The sequence below is a fragment of the Candidatus Alcyoniella australis genome (genome assembly GCA_030765605.1).
In the GTDB taxonomy this organism is placed as follows: domain Bacteria; phylum Lernaellota; class Lernaellaia; order JAVCCG01; family Alcyoniellaceae; genus Alcyoniella; species Alcyoniella australis.
Genome location: JAVCCG010000051.1, coordinates 1 through 24773, shown reverse-complemented (window position 1 = coordinate 24773; position 24773 = coordinate 1). Strand labels below are relative to the sequence as shown.

Annotated in this window: 17 protein-coding genes; 11 read left to right on the top strand and 6 right to left on the bottom strand. The window is 65.7% G+C overall.

Annotation, left to right across the window (positions count from 1 at the left end):
* The first annotated feature begins 104 nt into the window (after positions 1-104).
* The 3 genes from P9M14_05750 (at position 105) to P9M14_05740 (ending at position 3686) form a co-directional block, all read left to right on the top strand.
* The gene (locus P9M14_05750) at positions 105-1202 is read left to right on the top strand and encodes a response regulator (GenBank protein ID MDP8255234.1); all 1098 of its coding nucleotides are present in this window, start codon (positions 105-107) and stop codon (positions 1200-1202) included.
* 148 nt (positions 1203-1350) lie between these two features.
* Positions 1351-2391, top strand: coding sequence for a tRNA 2-thiouridine(34) synthase MnmA (mnmA, locus tag P9M14_05745; protein ID MDP8255233.1), 1041 nt, complete (start codon positions 1351-1353; stop codon positions 2389-2391).
* 2 nt (positions 2392-2393) lie between these two features.
* Entirely contained in the window at positions 2394-3686 is a 1293-nt protein-coding gene (locus P9M14_05740) for a MiaB/RimO family radical SAM methylthiotransferase (protein MDP8255232.1), read from the top strand.
* On the opposite strand, the gene P9M14_05735 is transcribed toward P9M14_05740, so the two are convergent.
* Positions 3664-4098 (bottom strand): hypothetical protein, encoded by a 435-nt coding sequence (locus P9M14_05735; protein MDP8255231.1) that lies wholly within the window; start codon positions 4096-4098, stop codon positions 3664-3666. The two genes, P9M14_05740 and P9M14_05735, sit on opposite strands and share 23 nt — an antisense overlap.
* A gap of 111 nt (positions 4099-4209) precedes the next feature.
* Here P9M14_05735 and P9M14_05730 point away from each other — a divergent pair, with 111 nt between their 5' ends.
* A complete protein-coding gene (locus P9M14_05730; GenBank protein ID MDP8255230.1) occupies positions 4210-5436 on the top strand; it encodes a hypothetical protein in 1227 nt (408 codons plus the stop codon).
* Here the strand turns inward: P9M14_05730 and P9M14_05725 are convergent.
* Together P9M14_05725 and P9M14_05720 are read right to left on the bottom strand one after the other, a co-directional pair.
* A complete protein-coding gene (locus P9M14_05725; protein MDP8255229.1) occupies positions 5408-6550 on the bottom strand; it encodes a hypothetical protein in 1143 nt (380 codons plus the stop codon). The two genes, P9M14_05730 and P9M14_05725, sit on opposite strands and share 29 nt — an antisense overlap.
* On the bottom strand, positions 6547-8388 hold the full coding sequence (locus P9M14_05720; GenBank protein MDP8255228.1) for an RDD family protein: 1842 nt from the start codon (positions 8386-8388) through the stop codon (positions 6547-6549). Before P9M14_05720 ends, P9M14_05725 begins: the two co-directional genes overlap by 4 nt.
* 121 nt (positions 8389-8509) lie before the next feature.
* On the opposite strand from P9M14_05720, the gene P9M14_05715 reads away from it, so the two are divergent.
* The 5 genes from P9M14_05715 to P9M14_05695 are packed head-to-tail and all read left to right on the top strand — an operon-like array spanning position 8510 to position 14500.
* The gene (locus P9M14_05715) at positions 8510-9511 is read left to right on the top strand and encodes a radical SAM protein (protein ID MDP8255227.1); all 1002 of its coding nucleotides are present in this window, start codon (positions 8510-8512) and stop codon (positions 9509-9511) included.
* Complete coding sequence (locus P9M14_05710) at positions 9508-10629, top strand: glycosyltransferase family 4 protein (GenBank protein ID MDP8255226.1); 1122 nt, start codon at positions 9508-9510, stop codon at positions 10627-10629. Before P9M14_05715 ends, P9M14_05710 begins: the two co-directional genes overlap by 4 nt.
* Positions 10626-11462, top strand: a complete 837-nt coding sequence (locus P9M14_05705; protein ID MDP8255225.1) for a methyltransferase domain-containing protein — start codon at positions 10626-10628, stop codon at positions 11460-11462. Before P9M14_05710 ends, P9M14_05705 begins: the two co-directional genes overlap by 4 nt.
* Positions 11463-12881, top strand: a complete 1419-nt coding sequence (locus P9M14_05700; protein ID MDP8255224.1) for a sugar transferase — start codon at positions 11463-11465, stop codon at positions 12879-12881.
* Positions 12882-12934: 53 nt separating this feature from the next.
* Positions 12935-14500, top strand: coding sequence for a hypothetical protein (locus P9M14_05695; GenBank protein MDP8255223.1), 1566 nt, complete (start codon positions 12935-12937; stop codon positions 14498-14500).
* A gap of 85 nt (positions 14501-14585) precedes the next feature.
* Here P9M14_05695 and P9M14_05690 read toward each other — a convergent pair whose 3' ends face one another.
* Complete coding sequence (locus tag P9M14_05690) at positions 14586-18548, bottom strand: S8 family serine peptidase (protein MDP8255222.1); 3963 nt, start codon at positions 18546-18548, stop codon at positions 14586-14588.
* A 95-nt stretch (positions 18549-18643) separates the two neighbouring features.
* Complete coding sequence (locus P9M14_05685; GenBank protein ID MDP8255221.1) at positions 18644-20809, bottom strand: chloride channel protein; 2166 nt, start codon at positions 20807-20809, stop codon at positions 18644-18646.
* 138 nt (positions 20810-20947) lie between these two features.
* On the opposite strand from P9M14_05685, the gene P9M14_05680 reads away from it, so the two are divergent.
* On the top strand, positions 20948-23701 hold the full coding sequence (locus P9M14_05680; protein ID MDP8255220.1) for a PBP1A family penicillin-binding protein: 2754 nt from the start codon (positions 20948-20950) through the stop codon (positions 23699-23701).
* The gene (locus P9M14_05675) at positions 23698-24234 is read left to right on the top strand and encodes a hypothetical protein (GenBank protein MDP8255219.1); all 537 of its coding nucleotides are present in this window, start codon (positions 23698-23700) and stop codon (positions 24232-24234) included. Before P9M14_05680 ends, P9M14_05675 begins: the two co-directional genes overlap by 4 nt.
* Positions 24235-24240: 6 nt before the next feature.
* Here the strand turns inward: P9M14_05675 and P9M14_05670 are convergent.
* On the bottom strand, positions 24241-24773 hold a 533-nt coding region (locus P9M14_05670; GenBank protein ID MDP8255218.1), incomplete at its 5' end, for a tetratricopeptide repeat protein.

Sequence of the window (24773 nt, the reverse complement as noted above, 5' to 3'; positions counted from 1 at the left end):
GGCCGGATCTGGGTCTCGTCCGAACCCGGCGTGGGATCGACATTCTACTTTACGCTGCCCATCAAGCCGACCGAGGCCGAAGGGGTGGATCAGGGGAATATAAATTGAGCACCAGGATTTTATACATAGAAGACAACCTCTCCAATCGAATGCTCGTGCGCCGACTACTGGAGTCCTCGGGCTACGAGATGCTCGATGCCATCGACGGCCTCAGCGGCATCAAGGCCGCCCAGGCCGAGCTGCCCGACCTGATTTTGATGGACATCAACATCCCGGGGATGAACGGCTACGAGGCGACGACCCGGCTTAAGAACACCGAGACGACCAAGCACATCCCGATCGTGGCCGTGACCGCCAACGTGATGCGCGGCGACCGCGAGAAAAGCCTGATCGCCGGCTGCGACGGCTACCTGCAAAAGCCGATCGACCCGGAGAACTTCATCACCCAAGTCGAGTCGTACCTCGGCGGCAAACGCGAGACAGTCGAGGCCAAGCAGGAGAGCCGCTACCTCAAGGAGTACTCGCGTAAGCTCGTCGAGCGACTCGAGGTCAAAATTCTCGAGCTCGAGGATAAGAACGATCGGCTGATCGAAACCCAGCGCCAGATGGAGGAGATCTACGTCGAAATCATCGGCAGCATGACCAAGGTGATGGAGGCCAAGCACAACTACACGGCCGGCCACACAGAACGCGTGACCAACTACTGCATATTGATCGGCAAGGAACTCAACCTCTCCAGCGATGAGATCAAGACTCTGCGGCGCGCAGCGCGGCTGCACGACATCGGCAAGCTGGTGGTCGACCTGCCGACCATCGACAAGCCGGGCAAGCTCGCCGACGACGAGTGGCTGGTAATGAAGCGCCATTCGAGCGTGGGCGCCGAAATTCTCCGCCCGCTGAAGTTCCTCTCGCACGAGGTCGAACTGATCTGCGATCACCACGAGCGGCTCGACGGCTCGGGCTACCCCGCGGGAAAGCGCGGAGACGAGATCGGCCTGCTCACCGGCGTGCTCTCCGTGGCCGACGTGTTCGACGCGCTGACCACCTACCGGCCCTACCACGATCCGATGACGCCCGAAAGCGCGGCTCAATACCTGTTGAGCATGCGCGGCAAACACTTCATCCCCGAGGTGGTCGACGCGCTGGTGCGCGTGCTCAAGCGCGAGCAGGAGGCGCAGAGCGCTAGCCCGGATTATCCATGAGGGTTCGTCAGCGAGGCGTGCAAAGCGCCGTAAATACAAGGAAGACGGGGCGATCATCCGCAGGCGTACCCGCTGTGGTACGTCGAGGACGGATCGTCCCGGATGACGCAGTAGTTGCGGATGAATTGTGCGCCGCAGTAGAAGCCTTATGAATAATCCGGGCTTGACCAAAGCCCTGATCGCAATGAGCGGCGGTGTTGACTCCGCGGTCGCCGCGGCATTGCTCGCATCCCAGGGAATCGAGGTCGTCGGACTTACGCTGTTGCTGTTCGATCCGGGTGCCGAGCAGTGCGCCCGGGCTGCGGCCGAGCAGGCGCGGCTGCTGGGCATGGCCCACGAGACCTACGATGCGCGCTCGCTGTTTCGCGAGCAGGTGCGTATGCCATTCGCCGAGGCCTACATCGCGGGCCGTACGCCCAACCCCTGCGTGTGGTGCAATCCACGAGTCAAATTCGCGGCGCTGATCCAGCGCGCGGACGAGCTGGGCATTAATTTGATCGCCACCGGGCACTACGCGCGGATCGACAGCGCCGGACGGCTGCTGCGCGCAGTGGACCCGGACAAGGACCAATCGTACTTCCTCTACGCCGTCGACCCGGACTGGCTGCCCAGGCTGCGGCTGCCGTTGGGCGCGATGAGCAAGGTCGAGGTACGCGCCCTTGCCGCGCAATTCGGCGTGGATCGTTTGGCGCGGCCCGAGAGCCAGGAGATCTGCTTTGCCCAAGGCGATCCGTATCATCGGCAGGTGCTCAACGCTGAAGAAGCGCGACCGGGTCTGATTAAAAATTCGCAGGGCACGGTGCTGGGCGAACATCGCGGCGTACACCTGTTCACCGTGGGTCAACGCCGCGGCATCGGCGTGGCCGCCGACCAACCGCTGTACGTAATCCAGATCCGGCCCCAGAGCGCCGAAGTGCTTGTCGGGCCGCGCGAGGAACTCGACTGCCGCGGTCTGCGCACGGATCAACCGCGAATGCTGCGCGAGGTCGAACCCGGCGCGCAGGCCCTGGTCAAGCTGCGCTCGCGCCACAACGGGACTGCGGCGCGCATCTTCCCTGACGAGCGCGGCTGCGAGGTGCGCTTTGACGAGCCGACCCAGGGCGTGGCCCCGGGCCAGGCCGCGGTGTTCTACGATCCCAGCGGCGAGATCGTGCTCGGCGGCGGCACGATCGTCGAATCGATCCGTTGAACGTGCGCGTATTGCTGGCCACCATCGGCTGTAAGGTCAATCAGGCTGACTCCGAGGCGATCAAGGCGCTGCTAATCAGCCTGGGCGCAAGCGTAGACGGTGATTGGCAGCGGACCCCGGATGCGGTGGTAATCAACTCCTGCGCGGTCACGGGCCACGCGGAGCGGGACTGCCGCAAGCTGGTTCGTCGCGCCAGGCGGCGCTTTCCCGCGGCGCGCGTGGCCTTGGTCGGCTGCGTGCCGCAGGTCAACCCGAAGATCGTCCACGAGCTTCCCGAGGCCGACGCTTTATTCAGCACCACACAGAAGGTCGAGCTGGTGCACTGGCTGACCGGACTCAAGCCACGGCAGCTCGACGAGACCGCCGCTCCCCTGCAGCCTCTGCCCCGGCCGCTGCTGCCCAGCCGCACTCGCCCCTCGCTGGTGGTGCAGCTCGGTTGCGACAACCGCTGTTCCTACTGCGTGGTGCCCTATGCGCGCGGGGTCGAGCGCAGCCTGCCGCCGGACGACGTGCAGGCCGAGCTGACGCAGCTTGCGCAACGCGGCGCGCCCGAGGTTGTGTTGGTCGGAATCCACCTGGGACGTTACGGCCGCGGACTGGACCCGCCGCTGGATCTCGCCGGTCTGCTGCAACGGCTGTTGGCTCTGGATTTGGGCGACGACCCGCCGCGGTTGCGACTCTCGAGCCTCGACCCGCACGAGATTGACGAGCATCTGGTCGAGCTGCTGGCCGATCCGCGGATCTGCCCCCACGTACATCTGGCGCTGCAAAGCGCAGACCCCGAGGTGCTGCAACAGATGCGGCGGCCCTACGGGCCGCAGGCAATCGAGGGCGCGCTGGAATTGCTGCGCCGGATTGTGCCGCTAACCGTGGGCGCGGACGTGCTGGTCGGATTTCCCGGCGAGAGCCAGGCCGCGTTCGAGCGCACCCTGAGCGCCTGCGCGCAGCTCGAGCTTTCGTATCTGCACGTGTTCCCGTTCTCGGCGCGGCCGGGGACCGCTGCCTACGAGCTGGAGCCGCTGCCGCCCGATGTAGTGCGTGAGCGCGCCGCGCGGATGCGCGAGCTGGGCGAACGGCTGCGGCAAAGCCATTTGGAATCGTCGGTCGGCCGCACGCTGGAGCTGGTGGTCGAGCGCCTGCTGCCCGACGGACGCGCCGCAGGCACCACCGAGCTTTATCATCCGGGGATCACCCAACAGGCGATGCAAGATCTGCGGGTCGGCGCGCGGCTGAAGTTGCGCGCAGTGGGAATTGAGGGGAGAGCCTTGGTGCTTACTCGGGCAGTGGCGGATTGACGTAAAACTGCATGGTGATCTCGTTGCTGACGTTGCCCGCGTTGTCGATCATGTAGGCCAGATACTGACCCTGGTCGGCCTCGATAACGGTCAATTCGAACTCCACCGAACCGTGGGTCCGGCCCTTGATCAGCGGATCGCTCTCAGGCACGACCGGACTCACAACGCCATCGTCATCCTTGTGGCGCACCACTATCAGCGCCTCGGACACGTCGCCGTCAAAGTCGTCGAACCCGAAGAAAAAGCTCACGGTCTCGCCGGACTCGGCCGGATTGGGCTCGATCTCGAAGGTCTCCTGATAGAGGTAGGGCGCCAGGCTGACGTCGTCCTGCTCATCGTCCGAGCTGGGGCAGCCGGCGGCCAAAATCAGTATGGTCGCAACGCAGAGCAGGGCAATGGGAATAGATCTCATCTGGATACCTCGGTTTAAGAGACGGCGGGATTCTATCCCAGGCCCCGGCTGCGGTAAAGCGAACACCAGGTCGCCTTCCTCTCGACACGACATCGGCTTAGAATCGGCGCGATGTCCCTATCGCTACGCTTACTCACCCTCTGGCGCCGGCTGCTGATTGCGGCCGGTCTGACGCTGGTAACCCTGGCGTTGACCTCGCGAATCGCGCACAAACCCGCCTGGGCCGCGGAGTACGCCCTGCCGTGGGCCATTGAATGGCTCGATTTCAACGCCATCGCCCTGCTCTACATCACCCCGGCGGTGCTGGTCGGCCTGGCGGCCCTGGCGCTGTTGCAGCTATTGATCGTACGCCGCACCGGCCGCGAGACCTCGCTGCAGGTCTGGGCCGATCTATCGCGAATTTGGACCTGGGCCGCGATCTACCCTCTGGGACTGGCGCTCGCGCTCAACGCAATCTACCTCGACCCGCTGACGAGCCTGCGCTTCTTGGCCGTGGGCGCGGGCTGGGCCCTGCTCAGCCACGCGGCCGCCGGATTGGGGCCGCGGCGCGCGTTGTACACCCTGCCCCTGCCGTTGATTGCCCTGGCCGCGATTTTGCCCCACGGTCGGGCCGCGCTGCCCGATGCGTTGCTGCTGGGCACGGCCTGGGGCGGATCCGCGCTGCTGCGTCGCCTGCATGTCAGCGCCGGGCTGCGGCTGGGCCTGCTGGTAGTGCTTTGCGCGGCCTGCGCGATCCTCGGCTTCCACCTTGCGCACGACCGGCCGCCCTCAGCCGATCCGCGGGTCGTTGAAACGTTCGAGCGCCCGCCCGACAGCAGCCTGACCCGCCAAACCATCGCCCAAGCAGCGGGGCTCGATCCGGCGCAGTTGGGCGATGTGGCGGCTGCCAACGACGGCCGGATCTACGCTGTGCAGTTCGCTCCCCAGGAGCGCGTGCTGCTGCTCAACGCCCAAGGCGAGCTGCTCGCGGCAAAGCTCGGCCCGGGGCTGTCCGAACTGGCCCTGGACGATCTGCGCGCCGAGCTTTTTGTGGCCCGTCCGCTGCACGGCCGCATCGACGTGCTCAACGCGCGCACGCTGGATAAGGCCACCCAGATCTTTGTCGAGCACGGCGCGGGCGCAATCGCCACGGCTCCGCGACAAGGCAGGCTGGCCGCGACCGGGTTCGCCGACGGACGGTTGGAATGGATCGACCTGAGCGACCCGCGGGTGCGCGAGCGGATCGATCTGCCCGCTGTGCCGCTGGCCGTCCAGTGGCGGCCCGAGGACGGCCGTTTGCTGGTTTTCACTGCGCAGGGAAGCTACGCAATCACTCCCAGTTCGTTGCGCGCTCGATGACGATCCGCTCGCACAGGGCGCGCCAGGGCCGGGCCAAAGATGCGGCAGGCGGATCGGAGCCGCCGCGTCCTACAACCTCGACCCGCGAGCTATCCAGTCCGCGTTGCGCAAGCTCGTCGGCCAGGGCAGCGGCCCGCGTCCGGCTGCGTTCCAAATCCTGCTGCGCATCGCCGGTTCGCAACACGTAGACACCCACGCTCCAGCGTCCGTCCAGACCCGCAAGCAGCGCCGCCGGCTCGTCGCCCCCCTGATCGAGCAAGGTCAACCGGCCTTCGCGGCGCAGTATCTCCGCGTACAGCTCGCGTTGGTCAGAGCAGACTCCGGGATCACGGTCAACGCGCTGCAGGGTGCGCATCACGTTGCGGCCGTCGATCGTCTCGGTCAGCCGCGCGCGCAGATCGGCGTCGAGCACCAGCACCGCCGGCCGATCGCCGATCAGCAGCGCCCAAGCCTCCCCCGCGCGTCGACCCTGGATCGGCAGCGCCTGGGGACCGGACGTGCAGCCGCTGAGCCGCTCTCCGTGCTGTACCAGGGTCAGGGCGTGGCCTTGGCCGTCATCGTATCTGCCCTGGACCAGTGCGAACGGCCCGCCGTCATCGAGCTGTGCGCCCAGCGCGATTCCGGCCAGGGTGGTCATATGGCGGCTGCCGTGGTTGGAAAGAATCGTCAGCTGTAAAATGCGGCAGTGTGCGGGCCTAAGCTCGAAGCGCTGCCAACCCGGCCGCTTGTCGAGCACGAAGCTGCCCAGCACCCGCGTCTTGGCCGGATCGCGGTCCGGCGTCAGGGCCTCGAGCCGCACCACCCGCGCCTGAGCGTTGACGTAGTCCGCGTCCTCGGCGTTGGCCAGGGCGATCGAGCGCAGCCGCGCCGGTCGCGCCAGCTCGAAGGTCAACGCGATGGGCGGCACCGAGCCGTCGGCCGCGCGCCAGAGGCTGGACGGATCGTCGTCGACCAGCCGCTCCGGCCCGAACTCGCCGCCTTGCCAGATGCTCTCGAGGTTGCTTAGCACCGTGCCCCAGGCCGGGTCGAACAGGTTGTCCGCGGGAATTATCGGCTGCGCCGCAACGGCCGCGACGATCGCCAACGCCAGCATCGGCAGCAGCGCGCGGCTCACTTGGTCCTGATCACCAGGGTTCCGGCCAGGTAGTCGTGCCAGCCGCGCTTGTTGATGTCGAACGCGCTGTAGAGCAGGCCCAGCCCCAGCGGCATCACCGCGAACAGCCAACACACATAGCGGAAGAAGCTGCGCGCCAGGCCCACCGGCTCGCCCTGGGTATCGACCAGCCGCAGTCCGAGCAAAATCTTGCCTGGAGTCTGGCCGGAAAAGGAGTGGAACAGCACGAAGTAGAAGGCCAGCACCAGCACCAGCGCCACGTAGATGTAGGCCGCAATCGATAGGATGAACGGGGCTGCGTTCTGGTCCGGCGCCTGCACTGACTTCAGCCCCCAGAGCATCAGCGCAGCGAGCACCAGAAAGATGCCGACGTCAAAGGCGCAGGCCGCACCGCGACGCCAGAATCCGCCCTTGGGCACCACCATCTGTTCGACAATGTCGATCTCGCGCTCGGGGCGCTGCCCGAGTTCAACACGGATCGCCTCGGAAGCCGACTCAAGGGAGGCGCTTGCAACGGCTGCGGCCGGCCGGTCTTGGTCGGCCGACGCCGCGGGCTGCTCAGCGGCCTTTTCGATCCGCATTGCCTCGGCAGCCTCGGTCCGTGCGCGAGCCGCCGCTTGGCGCTCCTGGGCCAGCTGTTGGCGCTCAAGATCGATCTGCTCGCGTTCGCGGGCCAGAATCCGCGCCTGCTCCCGACCCTCGCCGATAGCCCGCTGGGCCTCAATGCGTGCGCTATCCTCCTGGGCCAGGCGCGATTGGCGCTCGCCCTCAAGCTGTTCGAGTTCGGCCTCGAGCTGCTCCCGACGTTGGGTCTCGTGGCGATACTCTTGTTCCAGCTCGCCGTTTTGGCGGTCGTGCTCGCCATTGAGCTGCTGTAGTTCGCTGCGCGCCTCGCTTTCGGCGTTGAGCCGGGCCAACTCGACCTGCTTGGCCACATGTTGCTCGGCCTCGAGCCGCACCTGCTCGAGCTTCTGGCTCATCAGCCGCTCGGCCTGTTGCTCGGCGCGCTCGACCTCGGCCTTGACGCGTTGCTCGATCTGCTGTTTGGCGAGCTGTTCGGCCTGTTCGCGGGCCAGTTGCGCGGCCTGATCGTGCACGCTGCGCTCGACCTCCTGCCGGGCCTGCTCGACCTCCTGCCGGGCCTGCTCGATCTCGCGCTGTGCGCGCAGCTCGATCTCATTGCGGGCTTTTTCCAGCTCGAGCTTGGTCCGTTCCTCGGCCTGTTGGCGCGTGCGTTCGATCTCCTGGGCCGCCCGCTGTTCCGCCTCGCGACCGACGCGTTCGACTTCCAGCCGAATACGCTGCTCGACCTCGGCGCGCGCCTGCGCTTCACCCTCGAACTTGGCCCGCTGCTCTTGCTCCCGGGCCAACCGGGCCGCTTGCTCGGCCTGTTCCCGCTCTTGGATCAGCTTGCGCTGTTCGGCCTGGGTCTGCTCACGCTGCTGTGCGAGCTTCTGTGCCTCGCCCTGGATGCGCGTCTGTTCCTGGGCCAGTCGGCGGGCCTCGATCTCGATCCGCTGCTTCTCTTGGGCGAGCTTCTCCGTCTCGAGCCGGGCTCTCTCGCGCTCGGCGCGGATCGATTCGTCGAGCATCCGTCTTTGCTGTTGATCCTCAAAATCGGGCAGGCCGGGGCCGAGTTTTTCTTTGCCGCGCATCCTGCGGAACCGATCACGCAGCCGCTCCGAGCGCTGCTCAGCCTTGGGCTCGCCTTCGATCGGAACCTTGGGCGCCTCGGAGATGATCCCCAGCTTGCGCTTGTGCGCGCGCAGATCTCCCCCGCACTTCTTGCAAGCGTCGAGGTAGTCGAAGCTGACGAAGCCACATTTGGGGCATTTCATCGGGCGGGATAATCTCCTGTTTTGACGCTGCAAAGCTAACAGACGATCGCCGACAGCGTCAATCGCGCCGAGCCTAACCCGCATCTTGACTTGATTTGGGACCGAGGCCATGCTTCGGACGATGTATCGGGGACCCACGCACGCCACAATCGCGGTCACCAGCCGTTGCAACAGCCGTTGCGCGATGTGTTCGATCTGGCAGCGCGAACAGATCGAGGAGATCGAGCCCAGCGTCTACTTCAGGCTGCCGCAGAGCCTGGTAAACGTGAACATCACCGGCGGCGAGCCGTTTCTGCGGCCCAACATTTTGCAGGTGGTCACCGCGATCAGCGAACGGTTGCCCAAGGCGCGGCTGGTGATCTCCACAAACGGCCTGGCAACCGAAAAAATTGCTGATATCACTCGTCAAATACTCGATTTTAAAACCGACATCGGCGTGCGGGTCAGCCTCGACGGCAGGCCGCGGACCCACGATCAACTGCGCGGAATCCCCGGTGCCTACAACAAGGCGCTACGTACCCTGGAGCGCCTGCGCGCAATCGGAGTGGCCGACCTGGGGCTGGCCTTCACCCTGGCGCGGGGCAATGAGGCCCAGCTGCTCTACGTGCATGAGCTTTGTCGCAAACTGGGGGTCGAGTTCTCGCTCTCGATGGTCCACAGCTCGCCCCATTTCTTCGGCGACCACGACGATTTCTCGCCCGATCCCGAGCTGGCGATGCTCAGCCTCGAACGCCTGATCCGACGCCAACTGTATTCGCTCCATCCCAAGAGCTGGGGCCGCGCCTATTTTTCCCAGGGGTTGATCGACCGGCTGTGCAATCGCGGCCGCCCCCTGCCCTGCGGCGCGATCCGCGACCTGTTCCACCTCGATCCCTTTGGCCGCGTCTACCCGTGCAACATGCTCGACGCACCGATGGGCAACCTGGCGCAGCAGACCTACGCCCAGATGGTGGCCGAAGATCGCCGCGGCTGCCAGGCTGTGCGCGATTGCAGTCTGGCCTGCTGGATGGTCTGCACCGCAGCGCCCGCCATGCGCCGCAATCGGATGAGCGTGCTGTGGTGGGTGGCCAAACGCGCCGCCGCCCTGACGTTGCGCCGCGAGCCGGAGACCTGTCGCGCATGAGGGTGGCGATGATCGGGCTCAAGGGAATTCCGGCCACCACCGGCGGGATCGAACGCCACGTGGAACAGCTTGCGCCGCTGCTGGTCGGCCCGCAGGTGCAGGTCGCGGCCTATTGCCGCCGTTGGTACACCAGCGACGACGGGCCGCTGCACGGCGTAGAGCGCATCTTCCAACCCACGATCAAAACCAAGCACCTCGACGCAATCAGCCACAGCCTGTTCTCCACGCTCTCGGCGCTAAAGCGCGATTTTGACCTGATCCATTTCCACGCCCTGGGACCGGCCAGCCTCGCACTCCTGCCACACCTGGCGGGTCGGCCGGTGGTGGTCACGGTGCATGGATTGGACTACGAACGCGCCAAGTGGGGAGCGGTCGCCCGCTGGAGTCTGCGCCAGGCCGAGCGCGTGCTGACCCACTGCGCCACGCGGGTGATCGTGGTCTCCCATACCCTGGCGCAATATTTCGAGCAGCGGTGGGGCATTGACGCGCGGGCGATTCCCAACGGCGTGCCGCTGCCGCGCCGCCTCGATCCGCGATTGATCAGCGACCGCTGGGGGCTCGAGCGCGGCCGCTATGTGCTCTCGTTGGGACGGCTGGTGGCCGAAAAGCGCGTGCAGGATCTGATCGCGGCCTTCAAGACCATCGACTGCGGAGGGCGACTGGTGATCGCCGGGGACGCCAACTTCGCCGAGTCGTACGCCGCCGACCTGAGGCGCGCGGCGGCCGACGATCCGCGGGTGCTGTTTACCGGCGCGGTAACCGGAGACGAGCTCTGCGAGCTGTTGAGCAACGCCGCGGCGTTTGTGCAGGCCAGCGAGCTCGAGGGGCTGCCGATCGCGCTGCTCGAGGCGTTGAGCTACGGGCTGCCGGTGGTCGCCAGCGAGATCGCGGTGCACGGCGAGGTGCTCAACGGCGCGGGCGGTCCCTACGGCCTGCTCTATCCCACGGGCGACGTCGGGGCGCTGGCGCAGCGGCTCGGAGGGCTGTTGGCCGACCCGGATTCAGGACGGTCGATGGGCGAGCGCGCCGTGGCCCACGTGGCCGAGCACTACACCTGGCAGCGGGCCGCGCGCAGTACGTTGGAGGTCTACCGCCAGGCACTGGGGCACAGCGCATGAGCTGTCCGGCCTGCGGAGGAAGCGCCCAACGCATCCGGGTCTGGGTCAGCCGCTCGGGCCGGGTGGTGCGCTGCACCGACTGCGGCATGGTCTACTCCGACCCGCCGGCCGTGCCCCGCGAGCTGATTCCCGAGGGCAACAAGGTCGCCGACGATCCGCGGCAATCGATGGTCAACGCCCGCCGCAGACTGCGCTGGATCGCGCGTCTGGGAGGGCCGACCCAGGGCCGCCTGCTCGATGTGGGCTGCTTTGACGGCGCGGTCACCGCGGCGGCGCGACGACTGGGATTCGAGGTCACCGGACTCGAGCCGTTTGCCCCGGCGGCTGAAGCGGCGCGCAGTAACTACGGCCTGAACGTGATCGTCCAAGACGTTGAGCACGCGGAATTCGCGGACGAGAGCTTCGAGGTGATCTCGCTGATTCACGTGTTCGAGCATCTGCCCCAACCGCATCTGGCGCTGGAACGGATGGTCCGCTGGCTGACGCCCGGTGGGGTGCTGGCCCTCGAGCTGCCCGATTCGGGCAGCATCTGGGCACGGCTGCTGGGTCGCGGGTGGCGGCAATACATCATCGATCACCTGCGCTTCTACAACCGGCGCGTGCTGCTTGAGATGCTGCGCTCCCACGGCCTGGAGGTGCTCGGCGCGTCCAAGGTCGGCAAGCGCGCCAGCCTGGGGCTGATCGCCGACCGCATCGAGCGCTATTACTGGCCGCGACTGGGGCGCGGCATGGGTCGCTGGCTGGGACGGCACAATTTGAGCAACCTGGGGCTGACCTGGTATACCGGCGACATCATGTTCGCCGTGGCGCGCAAACCCGTGCAGGGGGCCTAGGTGGAACGCGAACGGCTCGAGGTCCGCTCGTGGCTGGTGTTTCTGCTCGACGCCACGTTGCTGCTGTACGCGTTCATGGTGTCCTACAGCCTGCGCATGACCTGGCTGTTCGTCGGCGGCCTGACCCTGGCGCCGATGGTCGAGTACACCTGGCTGGTGATGGCCCACACGGCGATCTGCCTGGTGGTGCTCGCCCTTTCGGGCACCTACTCGCCCCAGGTCCAGCTCGGATTTTTGCAGACCGTATGGAACATCATCAAGTCGGTCGGCCTGTCCATCGGCCTAATTGTACTGTTCCTGTTTCTGGTCAAGGACCACTCGCTCAGCCGTTCGCTGGTCGGCCTATTGGGCGTGATCTCGGTGCTGGTGCTGCTGCTGGAGAAGTCGGCGCTCAAGCTGATTTCAGACAGCATGCGCCGCCGCGGCGTGGCCGCGATCCAGGCGATCGTGGTCGGCACCGGACGGCGCGCGCAGATGCTGATGGACTCATTGGACAACCATCCCGAGCTGGGCTACAGCGTGATCGGGCTGATGGACGTCGAACCCGAGCTGGTCGGCCAGACCGTGCGCGGGGTTCCGGTGCTCGGCACTTTGGGCAGCCTGCCCAAGATCCTCGACAGCCACCAGGTGGACGAGGTGTTCTTCGCCATGCCCTTCCACATGCTGCCCGACCTCAAACGCCGGATCTACATCTGCGAGGAGGTCGGCGTGCGCGCCACGGTGATGGCCGAGTTCATTCGGCCGGCGATCGCCACCACGCGCATCACCACCCACCTGGGCATCCCGCTGCTGAGCTACTCGACCACTCCGACTCAGGTCTGGCAGCTGCTGGTCAAGGAGATCTTCGACCGCATCGCCGCGCTGATCATCCTGGTGCTGATCATGCCGCTATTGATCGCCTTGGCCCTGGCGATCAGGCTGGACAGTCGCGGGCCGGTGCTGTTCAACCAGGTCCGCTCCGGCCTGCACGGCCGACGCTTCAAGATGCTTAAGTTCCGCACCATGGTCCACGGCGCCGAGAGCATGCGCGACGAGCTCGAGGGGCTCAACGAGATGAATGGCCCGGTGTTCAAGATCAAACGCGATCCGCGGGTCACCCGAATCGGCTCGCTGCTACGGCGCTACAGCCTCGACGAGCTGCCCCAGTTCTGGAACGTGCTGACCGGCGAGATGAGCATCGTCGGGCCGCGTCCGCCGATCCCCTCCGAGGTCGATAAATACGAACGCTGGCAACGACGCAGGCTGAGCATGAAGCCCGGCCTAACCTGCTATTGGCAGATCAGCGGCCGCAATGAGGTCGATTTCGACGCCTGGATGGAACTCGACCTGAAATACATCGACAACTGGTCGCTGCTGCTCGACGCGATGATCCTACTGCGGACGATCCCCGTGGTGTTGCTGGGCAAGGGCGCGTCCTAGCCTCCTTTTTCAAAAAAGCGTCTAAAAAATAATTTATATTGTGGCAATAAAAAATGGATGCCCTGCTGCGCCGATTTGCCGTTGCCGCAATCCTGACCATTGGAGCCGGGGTGCTCTACCTCGCATTACCATCGGCCGAGCATCATCCCGACGGCATCGTCAACATCGCGGCCATGGCCGAGCGCTTCGGACCGCTGCACTGGTTCGCGTTTTTACGTGTGACGCTGCCGAGCCACATTCTGTACGACATCGGGGTGGTGGCGGTCTGGAAGCTGCTCACAGCCCTGGGCTACGGCGGCCGGGCGCTGTACGCGCTGAGTACGATCCAGGCCGTGCTAGCCGCGGCCGGAGTCGGGCTGTTCTTTCTTACCCTCGAACGCGCGCTGGGCGACCGTTTGGCCGCGTTGGTCTGCTCGGCTGGCCTGGCCGTGTCCGGCGGCTATTGGATGTACGCCGCCAACCTCGAGGACATCCTGCCCTCGGTAATCCTGTTCGTGCTCGCCTATCGCCTGGCGCTGTGGGCGATGCGCACACCGGGATTGATCCCCTGGGAGCTGTGCGGGATCGTCGCCGGGATTTCCACACTGGCGCACAACACCAGCCTGATGCTCTGCGGGTCGATCGCGGTGCTGGCCTGCCACCGGCGTCGCGGATGCTTGGGGCGTTTGGCGGCCTACTCATTGGGGCTTGTGGGCAGTGTCTATTTCAGCCTGGCTTTTCTGGGCCGGACCTTTGTCCAGGTGCGCGGCCCGCGTGCGATGTTGGACTGGATGATGTACATCCACAACCTGGGTTTGGGGGGCAAGGCCGACGTTGATTTGCCACAGTTCGCCCGGACGGTTGCCGGCGCATTGGTCTACGATCATCGGATCGTAGCGATAGTCGGCGCGAGCGCGTGCGCTGTTCTGTTGATCTGGGCCATCGTGCGCGTGGCCAAGGCGCAGCCCGAGCGTTCCCCTGTATCGCCGCGGCTGATCGCGCTCTCTGCCCTAATCTGGGTCGTGCCCATGCTGGGATTCGCCGCTTATTGGAACCCTCGCGATGTCGAGTTCGTGGCCCCGGCCCTACCCGCCGTGTGGCTGTTGCTGGCCGTGGGCGCGACGCCGCCCCGGGGACGCAGGCCCTATCTGGCCGCAATCGCCGGGCTGGCGCTGCTGTTGCTGGCGGCCAACCTGATCTTCTGTGCCATTCCGCAGAGCGACCCGCAAAACGTGCGCTCGCGCAGGATGGCCGACGCCCTGGCACAGAGGATCGAACCCGGGGCGCTGCTGATCACGCCGACGGTCTGCTGGGCAAGCGTGGAATTCGCCTACTTCCACCCGCAGGTCGAGGTGCTCGAACTGGGCTTGCTGCGCCTGAAAAGGGCGGACCGGGACGAGTTCGAACGCGAGCTAAACGCGACCCTCCAGGGGGCGTTGGAACGGCAGCGCACGGTCTATTTGCATACCTGGCCCGATCGGGCTTTGAGCTCATGGAGGCGGCTGGAGTCCTACGGCACTGACATCGACCGGATCGCCGCCATCTTCGAGAGCAACGATGCGCAGTTGGATTTTTGCTTGGAACAAGAAAAGTTCTACCGAGTATCCAGCCCCAAGCCGCACTTATCGACCAACCCTTAATAACAACCCGCGCCCACTGCGGGGCGGGTCGTTGGATTACGACCTGCGTACTACGCGAGTTTTGCAGGCACCTCCAAAATGCCGGCTAGCCGCAGCAGGCCTGATCCTCGTCGCTGTCGTCGTCATCGTCGTCGTCGCCCGAGTCGTCTGGCGGCGGATCGAGGGTCGAGTTGCTCGGCAAAGCGAGGTTGCCCGCCTGGTCGCGCGATTGCAGCACGAACTGCGCGGCGGCCTCCGGCACGTAGATCGTGATCCGCTCGGCCGTGCCCACGGGATTGGGCGCGGTCAGTTCGCCGGGCACCAGCGGCAGGCTGACATAGACCGTGGGGTCGTCCACGTTGGTGCTCTCGTCCACGGCATAGCGCAGCTCGTAGGCGGCCGCGACGCCGCAATGCCAGTCCGCGCCGGGCGCGGTCCAGGTCAGCTCGTACAGCCCGTCGCCAAGTTCCTCCACGCGCAGGTCGGTGACGCGCGATGGCGGAATGGTGTCGGTGCCCAGCACGCCGCTGTTGTGCTCGTCGTGATGGAAGCACCACCAGTCGGAGTTCAGGCCGTTGTCGCGGCAGATCGGCGAGGGCGCGTTCCAGGCGAACAGGTAGCCCTCGTGGGTCATGGTCACAACTTCCATCAGCCCGTCGGCGTCGATGTCGCCGATGGCCGGCGAGCCGATGTGCCAGTTGTGGGTGAACTTGGGCCAGCCCGCGGGCTCGCCCTGCTCGTTGAACGCGTGCAGCATGTAGCCGCCCGAGCCCACCAGCACCTCGGTGGGCCCGTCGCCGTTGATATCGGCGATCACCGGGTTGATGAAGAACACCCACTCCTCCAGGTCGCCCTGGACCGATGGGAACGCAGCGTCGTCCATGTCCCAGCCCAATACACGGAAGCGCTCGACCCCCAGACCGCCGAAGCTGTCCTGCAGTAAGCCCACGGTGGGGATGTAATAGCGCAGATGGCCGTCGGGATAGTGCGAGTAAGCGAACGAGCCGTGGGTCGCGGCGGTGAAGCTGACGTCGGAGTTGAGGTTCGAAATTTCGAGTACGCCATCGTCGTAGATCGCCATGTAGGGGATAAACAGAAACGCGCCGAAGCCGATGTGCATTTTGCCCTCGAACATCGCCATCGCCGGGGACGATCCGAGGCCCAGGGTGATCGGCGGCACGGGCACCGCGCCGGAGAGCGGGGCCGCGATCTTGGCAGGCCAGCCGGGCAGGAACGGTCCGCCCACGTGGTTCTCGCCGTCCCAGGCCACGCCGTAAATCCGGCCGGTGGCATCGCCGCAGACCTCGGTGGTCGGTACGATGATCGCCGGATACTGCGACAGCGCGGGGTTGGCGGAGTCCGGATCGAGCACGCCCACCGCCGGGGTCGCCAGATGTTGGCCGGGCAGCGGATCTTCGCCCGGGTTCTCGCCCTCGCAGACCAGATCGTCGGGCACTTGCTCGGCGTTGGAACGGGTCAGCACGGGGAAGCCGGGCATGCGGTCGACCTGGCCGTCGCCGTCCACGTCCACCGACCGCCAGGCGTAGACCTTCTGATCGTAGTTGGCGCCGATGATCTCCAGTCGGCCGTCGAGGTCCAGGTCGGCGAGCACGGGCGAGGCGCCGAACGAGCGGCCGTGGGCGAAATTGTAGGCCGTGTCGTTGGGCGGCACGTCCGCGGCCACGGGGAACCCGGGCAGCAGCGGCCCGCCGGGATGGTCGTAGCCATCGGGGTAAATCGCCATGGCGAAGCCGCCGCCGCACAGGGCGACGATCACCGGCATACCGATGCCCCACAGGTCGCCCACCGCCACCGAGGCGATCACCACGTCGTCGGTGGGGATGTCCAGGAACTCGCGCACGTTGATCGGGAAGCCCGGCATCCGGCCCCAGGCCTCGGTCTCGGGGTCGTAGCTGAAGACCTCGACAAAGCCGCCGGAGGTGCCGAAGATGATCTCCGGCCGACCCTCGAGATCGCCGTCAAGGTCGTAGAGCGCCACGGACGATTCGCCGGACTCGCCGATGTAGATCGGGAAGCCCGGCAGCAGCCCGGTGGTCGGATCGTCGTCAGTGCGCAGTGCGATGGCCTTGCGCGCCTCGCCGAACACCGTATCGCCGCCCTCGTCGTAACGCGCGCGCAGCCGCAGGGTGACGGTGAAGTCGTTGGGCAGCTCGGGGGTTTTGCGCAGCCAGGCCTCGCTGAAGATCGGCAGCATGTCCAGCTGCATTATCTCGCCGCTGGTCCGCGCCTGGCCCGCGCCCGTGGCGACCTCGATGAACTCCTCGTCCAGCGGCTGGACCCCCACGGCGAATTGTAGCGACCAGGTATAGGACCGGCCGCGGGCAAAGATGTCGGCCTCGATCGGCAGCATCCGCTGTTGCAGCGGATCGTGGGTTGTGAACCAACGCGGCGAGGTAATGCGCACCTCGGGCGGGATGCGCTCGGGGATGTCCAGCAGCGAATCTCCGAGGGTCTTGATCGCCCGGCCGATGTTGACCCGGCCGTAGCCGAAGTGCTCATCCACGCCGGGCTGGCAGCCGCCGGGAGTGAAGGTGATGCAGCGTTCGTAAATATCGTCGGCCGTCATCTTGAAAATCTGCTGGATCTCGTAGGGGTTGATCTCGATCCCCAGATCGCGCGCGCGGGAAATCAGCAGGCCGGCCGCGCCACCCAGGTTGCCCGTGGCCCCCGACGAGCAGGCGTTGCAGCTCACGGTGTAGAACACCTTAGCGCCGTAGTTGGTGCAGTAGGTCTCGGTGAACGGCAGCAGACCGAGAATCGGGATGTTGGGAAAGGCGTAGACCGCCTTGACCGCCATCACATCCTCGCCCGCCCCGGGATACATATGGTGGAACCCCAGCTCGTCGCCCGAAGCCGTAACAATGGTTACGCCGTCGGCAACCGCCTGGCGGATGCGCTCCTCGGCGTCGCCGGAGAAGTTCGAGGTGCCCAATGCGGCCACGACCACGTCCGCGCCCATGTCGCGCGCGTACTCGATGCCCTGGGCGATCTGGTTGTGCTCGGCCATCACCGCGTCGCAGACCCTGATCGGCAGGATCATGCAGTTGGGGCAGACTCCGGGTTTGCCGCCGTAGCCGTTGTCCGCGATGGCCGCCGCGTCCTTGGCCCGGTCGCCGCCGTGATCCCCCTCCGGGAACTCGCGTACGCCCAGGGCCGTGGGCACCCAGCGGAAGAAGTCCCAGCCGCTGATGTCGTCGACCATGCCGTTTTGATCGTCGTCCACGCCGTCGCTAAAGGCGTCGATCAGGTCGCCCGGATCGACGCTCAGCCCCGGCTCGATCCGCGGATCATCGGCATAATCCTGGGCGTTGAACTTGCCGTCGCCGTTGCAATCATCGGCGCCGCAGGGCGTGCCGTCGCCCAACTGCGGCTCGGGCAGCTCGCCGCTGTTGATGAACAGGTTGTCGGCCAGTTCGAGGTGGTCGTACTTCTCCAGGCCGTCGTCCACCACGGCAATCAACACGTCGGGCCGTCCAATGCTGAACTTCCAGGCCTCCGTGACCGAGATGCCGGTCCAGTCGGCCGGGTCATTGGGGTCGGTATTCTCCGGGTCGGCCGGGTTGTATCCGATCAGCTCGTAGGAAGCGACCACCTGCGCAAAGGGGTTCCACGGGTCGTACTCGGGACGCTCGAAGTCCGCCGGGATGTTGGCCACAAACACGTCGCCCCAGGGGAAGTTGCCGTCGAACGCGCCGTTGCCCGTGTCGCGCAGGCCGTCGCCAATCACGATCTGCAGGCGCACGCCGAACCAGAACGCCGGGTCGGGAGTCAGGCGCACAGTGTCGTTGGAGCGGTTGACCGAAAGCAGGTTGTAGGCGCAGGCGAACTTGTACGACGGGTCGCCCAACGGCGTGATGTAGATGTTGTTCTGATTGACCGTCAGCGGGTTGAGCGACTGGCTGAAGGTGATCTGCGCCGGCTCGTAGGTGAAGCGTTCGTAGTTCCAGATGTGCGCGTCCTGGCCGCTGATTGAAAAAGCATGCGCAACGCCCGCGCACAACACCATCATCAACGCGGCAACCAGCCACGCTCGGACAAACGAATTCATTTTCATTACTCCCTCTACAACCGGGAAAGGTGAGCTGAATAGTATCAGGCGGGAATGCGTCAGGGCAATCGCGGAATAAGGTGGATAATGTTTGACTAATCTTCGAGGCGGTTGAGATCGTCCACGCGGCCGACCACGACCATCCGATCGCCCGCTGTCAGCGGCTTCTGCGGATCGGGCATCTCGTCGCCCTGGGGACCGCCGCCGGGATGGCGCACCGCGAGCACGGTTACGCCGTGGCGCGTGCGCAGGTCCAGTTGCTGCAACGTCATGCCCACAAAGCCCTGGGGGATCGAGATCTCGCGGGTGATGAACTCCACGGGCAGCTCAACCGCCTCGACGGTCCGGCCGTCGCTGCCGCCGCGCAAATAGCGGATTCCCAGGGCGCTCTGGCGCAGGATCTCGCGGTTGTAGGCGTCGATGATCACGGCGCGGCTGAGCACGCCGACGAAGCGCGGGTTCTGTTTTGACTCGACCACCGGCAGCACGTCGGTGTGGCGCGCCGAGAAGCGCCGCATGGTCTCGGCCAGGGTGGTGTCCGGCGTGACAAAGGTCTGCGCCGGGGTCATTACGTCGTCGGCCAACACCAGCAGGTCCAGCCCCTGCTCCTGCAGGATGTCCTTGACCGTATGCAACGAGATCTCGCCCTTGAGCATCCCCTCGGAATCGACAACGAAGAACATGGTCTCGGGGCTGGAGAGCACGATCTCGACCACTTCGTTGAACGGCATGTCGTGCCTGATTTTCACCGCGTCCGCGCGCATCACCTCGCGCACGCACAGCGATTTCATGATCGTCTCCTCGCGGCCGGCGTGGATCCGTACGCCCTTGCGCGCGAGCTTGAGCGTGTAGATCGACTCGGTCATCAGCGCGCGTTTGACCATCGTCGCCATGATCACCGCCAGCATCACCGGCAGGATTACTTTGTAGTCCAGGGTCATCTCGAAGAGGATCAAAATCGCGGTGATCGGCGCGTGGGTCGCGGCGGCGAACACCGCGGCCATGCCCACCAGCGCGTAGGCCCCGGTGGGCGCGGTGACCTCGGGAAACAGCGTATGAACCACCATGCCCACGGCGCCGCCGGTCATCGCCCCGATAAACAGCGACGGAGCGAAGATCCCGCCGCTGGCGCCCGAACCGATGGACAGCGCGGTGGCCGCCAGCTTGAGCAAAGCCAGGGCGACCAGCGCACCGAGCCCCAGTTGGGCGGTGAGCGCCAGGTCGATCGACTCGTAGCCCACGCCAAGCACCTGGGGAAAGAATACGGCGATCACGCCGACCAACGCCCCTCCCAGGGCCGGACGCAGCAGCCGCGGGATGCGCGAATCGTCGAACGCGTCCTCGAGCTTGTAGACCATGCGCACGTAGAGCAGCGCGATCAGCCCGGCGATCAGCCCCAGCAGCATGTAGGTGCCGACCTCGTAGATGCTGACGTACTCGTAGGTCATGTTGTGAAATACCGGCTCGTCCGCGTAATACACGTGGCGCACAACCGTGGCCATCACCGCGCTGATCACCACGGCCGAGAGCGTGCCCACGGTGAAGTCGCCGAGGATCACCTCCAGGGCGAACATGATCCCGGCGATCGGCGCGTTAAAGATCACCGCAATGCCGCCGGCCGCGCCGCAGCCCACGAGGATCGTCATTCGTTCGCGCGCCACGCGGAAGAACTGCCCCACGCTCGAGCCGATGGCCGAGCCGATCTGTACGATCGGGCCCTCGGAGCCCACCGAGGCGCCGGTGGCGATCGAGAGCACCGAGGCCACGGCTTTAACTAATACCACCCGCACGCGGATCAGTCCGCCGCGGCGGGCGATGGCGTCCATCACCTCGGGCACGCCGTGCCCCTTGGCCTCGCGCGCCAGGAAAAAGACCATCGGCGCCACGAGCAGCCCGCCGAAAGCGCAGACCCCGATCAGGAACGGCCAGGAGAGGAAGCCCAGCGGGTTGGCCCCGCCGAGCATGTGGACCGACTCGATCTGGGCGCGCACGGCCAGGGCCGCCTCGGGCGAGTCAAAGCCCACGCTGACGTACTTGAGGTACCAGGCGGCGTCGCAGAAAAAGCGCCGCGCCAGCTCGAGCATCTCGCGGAAGGCCACGCCGCCGTAGCCCGCGGCCAGGCCGACGAAGGCTGCCATGCCCACAATGAACGCTGTCTCGCTCAGCCGCAGCCGATCCATCGCGCCGTAGAGTACGCGCAGCAATGCCGCTTGCGCGCCCCTGCCCGGCTTCTTCAGCGTAGATCGACTGTGTTTTGTCATATTATCCAAGTCCCCTTGGACAATCCTGACCAAGGGTCGGCACGGAGGCTATGGAATCAACGCCAGGGCGTCAATACCCTAGCCTGGGTTATTCACGAGGCTTGTCCCCCGGCACTGATTATCATACCGTATTCGCCGATGGTAATTCGCAAATCGGTCAAGCAAGTCTACCTGATCAAGGTCGACTCTCCGGGGTTGCGCCGCCGTTGGCTCAGCGGTGTATTGGCCTATCTTTTGTGCAGCGCGGCGATCGTGATCCTCAGTGGTTTTATTGCAGTCTACGCGCTGATCGAGTCTGATTTACCGTTCGTCTTTTTTCCCGATATTCCGCGCATAGACTCGCTGGCCGACTATCAGCCCTATACCGTGGCCCGGGTCTACGACCGCAATGGGCGGCAGCTGGCGACCTTCCGTCACGAGAACATCCGGCGCGAGCTGGTGCCCATCCAGCGCGTACCCAACCGGTTGATCCAGGCGTTTATCGCCTCGGAGGACGAGAACTTCTACAGCCACAAGGGGCTGGATTACATCTCGATCCTGCGCGCGCTGCTCAAAAACATCCTGGCCCTGGACGTGGTTCAGGGCGGAAGCACGATCACCCAGCAGGTGACCAAGAGCCTGCTGCTGACCCCCGAACGCTCGATCACCCGCAAATATAAAGAGGCGATCCTCGCCACGCGCATCGAACGCCGCTTCAGCAAGCAGGAGATCCTCTACCTCTACATCAACGAGATCTACTTCGGCCACGGCGCCTACGGCGTGCAGGCCGCGGCCCAGACCTACTTCGGCAAAGACGTCTGGGACCTGGACCTGGCCGAGTGCTCGGTGCTCGCCGGGCTGCCCAAGGCGCCCAACGCCTACTCGCCTCTGCGCCATCCCGCGGCGGCCAAGGGGCGTCAGCATTACGTGCTGCGCCGCTTGCGCGAGGTCGGATTCATCACCGACGCCCAGTACCAGGCGGCGCTGGATCAGCCGCTGCGGCTGCGCGACGAGGACGAGGAGCCGCCGTCGCGCTGCCCGTACTTCGTCGAGTACGTGCGGCGCTACCTGATGCGCACTTACGGGCCGGAGGTGGTGTTCAAGCAGGGGCTCGAGATCTACACCACTGTCGACCCCGAGCAGACCGCCGCGGCCGAGACCGCCCTGGACCAGGGATTACGCCAGCTGGACAAGCGCCAGGGTTGGACCGGGCCGCTTAAGCACCTCGACGATCAGCAGCAGGCTCAGGCCTGGCTGGACAAGGCGCGCCAACGCCTGTCCCAGACCCCGCCGGAACGCGGCGCGATCCTTGAGGCGCTGGTTACACGCATCGACGATCGGCAAAAGCTGACGACCCTCGACCTGGGCGGGGTCGAGGCGCAACTGGAGCTGCGCGACATGGCCTGGGCGCGCGACCTGCGCCAGGGCAACCGCCGACGCCGTGAACGGCTGGTCAAGCCCGGCCAGCTCCTCGCCGTCAACGACCTGATCGAGGTCAAGATCAAGGACGACTCCGCGGCCGAGGGCTTCAAGGTCAGCCTCGAACAGCGGCCCGAGGTCCAGGGACTGCTGCTGGCGATGAACCCGCACAACCGCGAGGTGCTGGTGATGCTCGGCGGCCGCGAGTTCCGCAGCAGCCAGTTCAACCGCGTAACCCAGGCGCGGCGGCAGCCCGGCTCGGCGTTCAAACCGCTGGTCTACGCCGCGGCCCTCGACGCGGGCTACACACCGGGCACGATCGCCTTCGACGGCCCGCTGACCTTCGTTCGCGGCTGGCGGCCACGCAACTACACCGGCGAATACTTCGGCTTCGTGTCGTTGCGCTACGCCCTGGCGCGTTCGATCAACCTGGTGACGATCCGCCTGATGTGGCAGGTCGGGCCCGAGTACGTAATGGAGTACGCCCGGCGCATGGGTCTGACGACCCTGGGCCGCAATCCCGACCTGTCGATGGCCATCGGCTCGCACGTGATCTCGCCGATCGAACTGATCAACGCCTACGCCTGTCTGGCCGCGATGGGCAAGCACGCTCAGCCGATCACCATCCGGCGGATCACCACCCGCGAGGGCCAACTGCTGGAGAGCAGCGTGCTCAACACGCAGCTCGCGCCGAGCCCGCCGATCCTCAGCGAACCGCGCCAGGCCTCGACCGCCTATTTTCACATCACCGACAACCGCGCCCAGGAGTTCCGCCTCGAGCCGGCCAAGCAGTGGACCTTCGCCCTGCCCGACGGCCAGCAGCCGCTGCGCGACGAGATCCCGCCCGAGGCGCGTCCCGACGGCAACGTCAGCTTCGTGCGCGTCAACAGCCCGCAGACCGCCTATCAGGTCACGAGCATGATGCAGAGCGTCTGCCAGTGGGGCACGGCCGGACGCGCCGCCTCGTTGGGAAGGGTGGTGGCGGGCAAGACCGGCACGACCAACGATTACCGCGACGCCTGGTTCATCGGCTACTCGCCGGACTTGCTGGCCGGAGTCTGGGTCGGGTTCGACGACGGCCGGATCAGCCTCGGACACGGCGAGGGCGGCAGCCGCGCTGCGCTGCCGATCTGGATCGACTTCATGCGCGCCGCCCTGGCCCAGAAGCCCAATCGCCAATTCACCCGCCCCTCGGGCCTGGCCTTCGTCACCATCGACAAGGACAACGGCTACCTCCCCGGCGAGACCACCCAAGAGACGATCCTCGAAGTGTTCAAGGTCGGCACCGCGCCCACCGGCGTCGCGCCGATCATCTCCACTCCGCGGCTGGAGGAGTTCGGCCGCTTGGACATGGAACAGGAGCTGCCGCTGCCCCAGCAGCCGATGATCGACGCCGAGCTGCCACAGCCCGAGCTGCAGCCGGTGGAGGAACAGGCTCCGCCGCTGCTGGACCTGCTCGAGTTCGAACCCCTATCACAGGAAGACGAAAAATGATCCCCGATCTGCTGAGTCCGATGCTCTGCCCGGCCAACGACTCGATGAGCATGACCGGCTGGCAGGTCTGCGCACGTAGCGCGGGCTTCCACGCCGGACTGATCGGCTCGGTGCTGGTGCACCTGTATTACACCAGCCGCGCCTGGCGCTACCGCTGGCAAGGCACGCTGATCAACCTGGCGCTGTTCGTGGCCTGCATGGTGTTGCTCTCAATGCTCGACAGGCTGCCCTTGGAAGACAACGTCGCCAACCGCTTCATCATCGGCACACTGGCCGGTTCCTTCCTGGGCTACGCGGTGTTCGGCGGAGCACTGGCGCGCTGGAATAAAGAGATGGCCAATCCCGACCTGGTCGACGGCGCGGTGCGGCTGTGTCTGCCCTGGGGCTTTGCGCTGCTGTTCTGGTTGATCGCCGCCTATACTCCCGAGGCAGCCAGCGGCTGGGCCTCGTTCGTCGCGCAATTGCTGTTGGGGCTCGGCGCGCTGGGATTCCTCGCGCGACTGTTGGTTTGGGTTTTTACATCTGGAGATTAAACCGCGTCAGTCGCTGATAATCAGACCGACCACCACCACCACGATCAACACCAGGCTGACAAAGGCCAATAGGAACCAGCCCGGATGGAAGCTCTGGTGAAAGATAATCTGCCAACCCTTGGCAGCCCTTTGATATAGCTCGGCTGTCTCCTCGTCGTGCGGATCGATCGCCAGGGCGATGCGCAGCTCCTTGCGCGCCTCATAGACTTGGCCCGCGGCCATCAGCGCCTTGCCGTAATGCAAACGGCTCTTGGGATCCAGCGGATCGAGGTCGACCGCCTTTTCCAGGGTCGCCAGAGCCATCTCGCTCATCTGGTTGCGCAGGTGAACCAGCCCCAGGTTGCGCTGGTACAGCGGGTTGGACGGGTCGAACTTGATCGCCTGATGCAGGCTGCGCGCGGCCTCCTCCAGCCGACCGGCGTTGAACGCCTCCTTGCTCTGGGCAAACGCTTTACGCGCCTGCTTCTCCAGCTTGGTATGCGCGGCCCCTTCACAGACCTGCTGCGCCAGATCAACGTCGATCTCCCGGGACAGCATCC

What these genes read in the sequence shown, in the direction of transcription:
- P9M14_05695 (MDP8255223.1), top strand. Translation starts at nt 12,935, where the DNA reads ATGGATGCCCTGCTGCGCCGATTTGCCGTTGCCGCAATCCTGACCATT.
- P9M14_05680 (MDP8255220.1), top strand. Translation starts at nt 20,948, where the DNA reads ATGGTAATTCGCAAATCGGTCAAGCAAGTCTACCTGATCAAGGTCGAC.
- P9M14_05690 (MDP8255222.1), bottom strand. Translation starts at nt 18,548, where the DNA reads ATGAATTCGTTTGTCCGAGCGTGGCTGGTTGCCGCGTTGATGATGGTG.
- P9M14_05685 (MDP8255221.1), bottom strand. Translation starts at nt 20,809, where the DNA reads ATGACAAAACACAGTCGATCTACGCTGAAGAAGCCGGGCAGGGGCGCG.
- P9M14_05705 (MDP8255225.1), top strand. Translation starts at nt 10,626, where the DNA reads ATGAGCTGTCCGGCCTGCGGAGGAAGCGCCCAACGCATCCGGGTCTGG.
- P9M14_05720 (MDP8255228.1), bottom strand. Translation starts at nt 8,388, where the DNA reads ATGAAATGCCCCAAATGTGGCTTCGTCAGCTTCGACTACCTCGACGCT.
- P9M14_05730 (MDP8255230.1), top strand. Translation starts at nt 4,210, where the DNA reads ATGTCCCTATCGCTACGCTTACTCACCCTCTGGCGCCGGCTGCTGATT.
- P9M14_05710 (MDP8255226.1), top strand. Translation starts at nt 9,508, where the DNA reads ATGAGGGTGGCGATGATCGGGCTCAAGGGAATTCCGGCCACCACCGGC.
- P9M14_05715 (MDP8255227.1), top strand. Translation starts at nt 8,510, where the DNA reads ATGTATCGGGGACCCACGCACGCCACAATCGCGGTCACCAGCCGTTGC.
- P9M14_05675 (MDP8255219.1), top strand. Translation starts at nt 23,698, where the DNA reads ATGATCCCCGATCTGCTGAGTCCGATGCTCTGCCCGGCCAACGACTCG.
- mnmA (MDP8255233.1), top strand. Translation starts at nt 1,351, where the DNA reads ATGAATAATCCGGGCTTGACCAAAGCCCTGATCGCAATGAGCGGCGGT.
- P9M14_05735 (MDP8255231.1), bottom strand. Translation starts at nt 4,098, where the DNA reads ATGAGATCTATTCCCATTGCCCTGCTCTGCGTTGCGACCATACTGATT.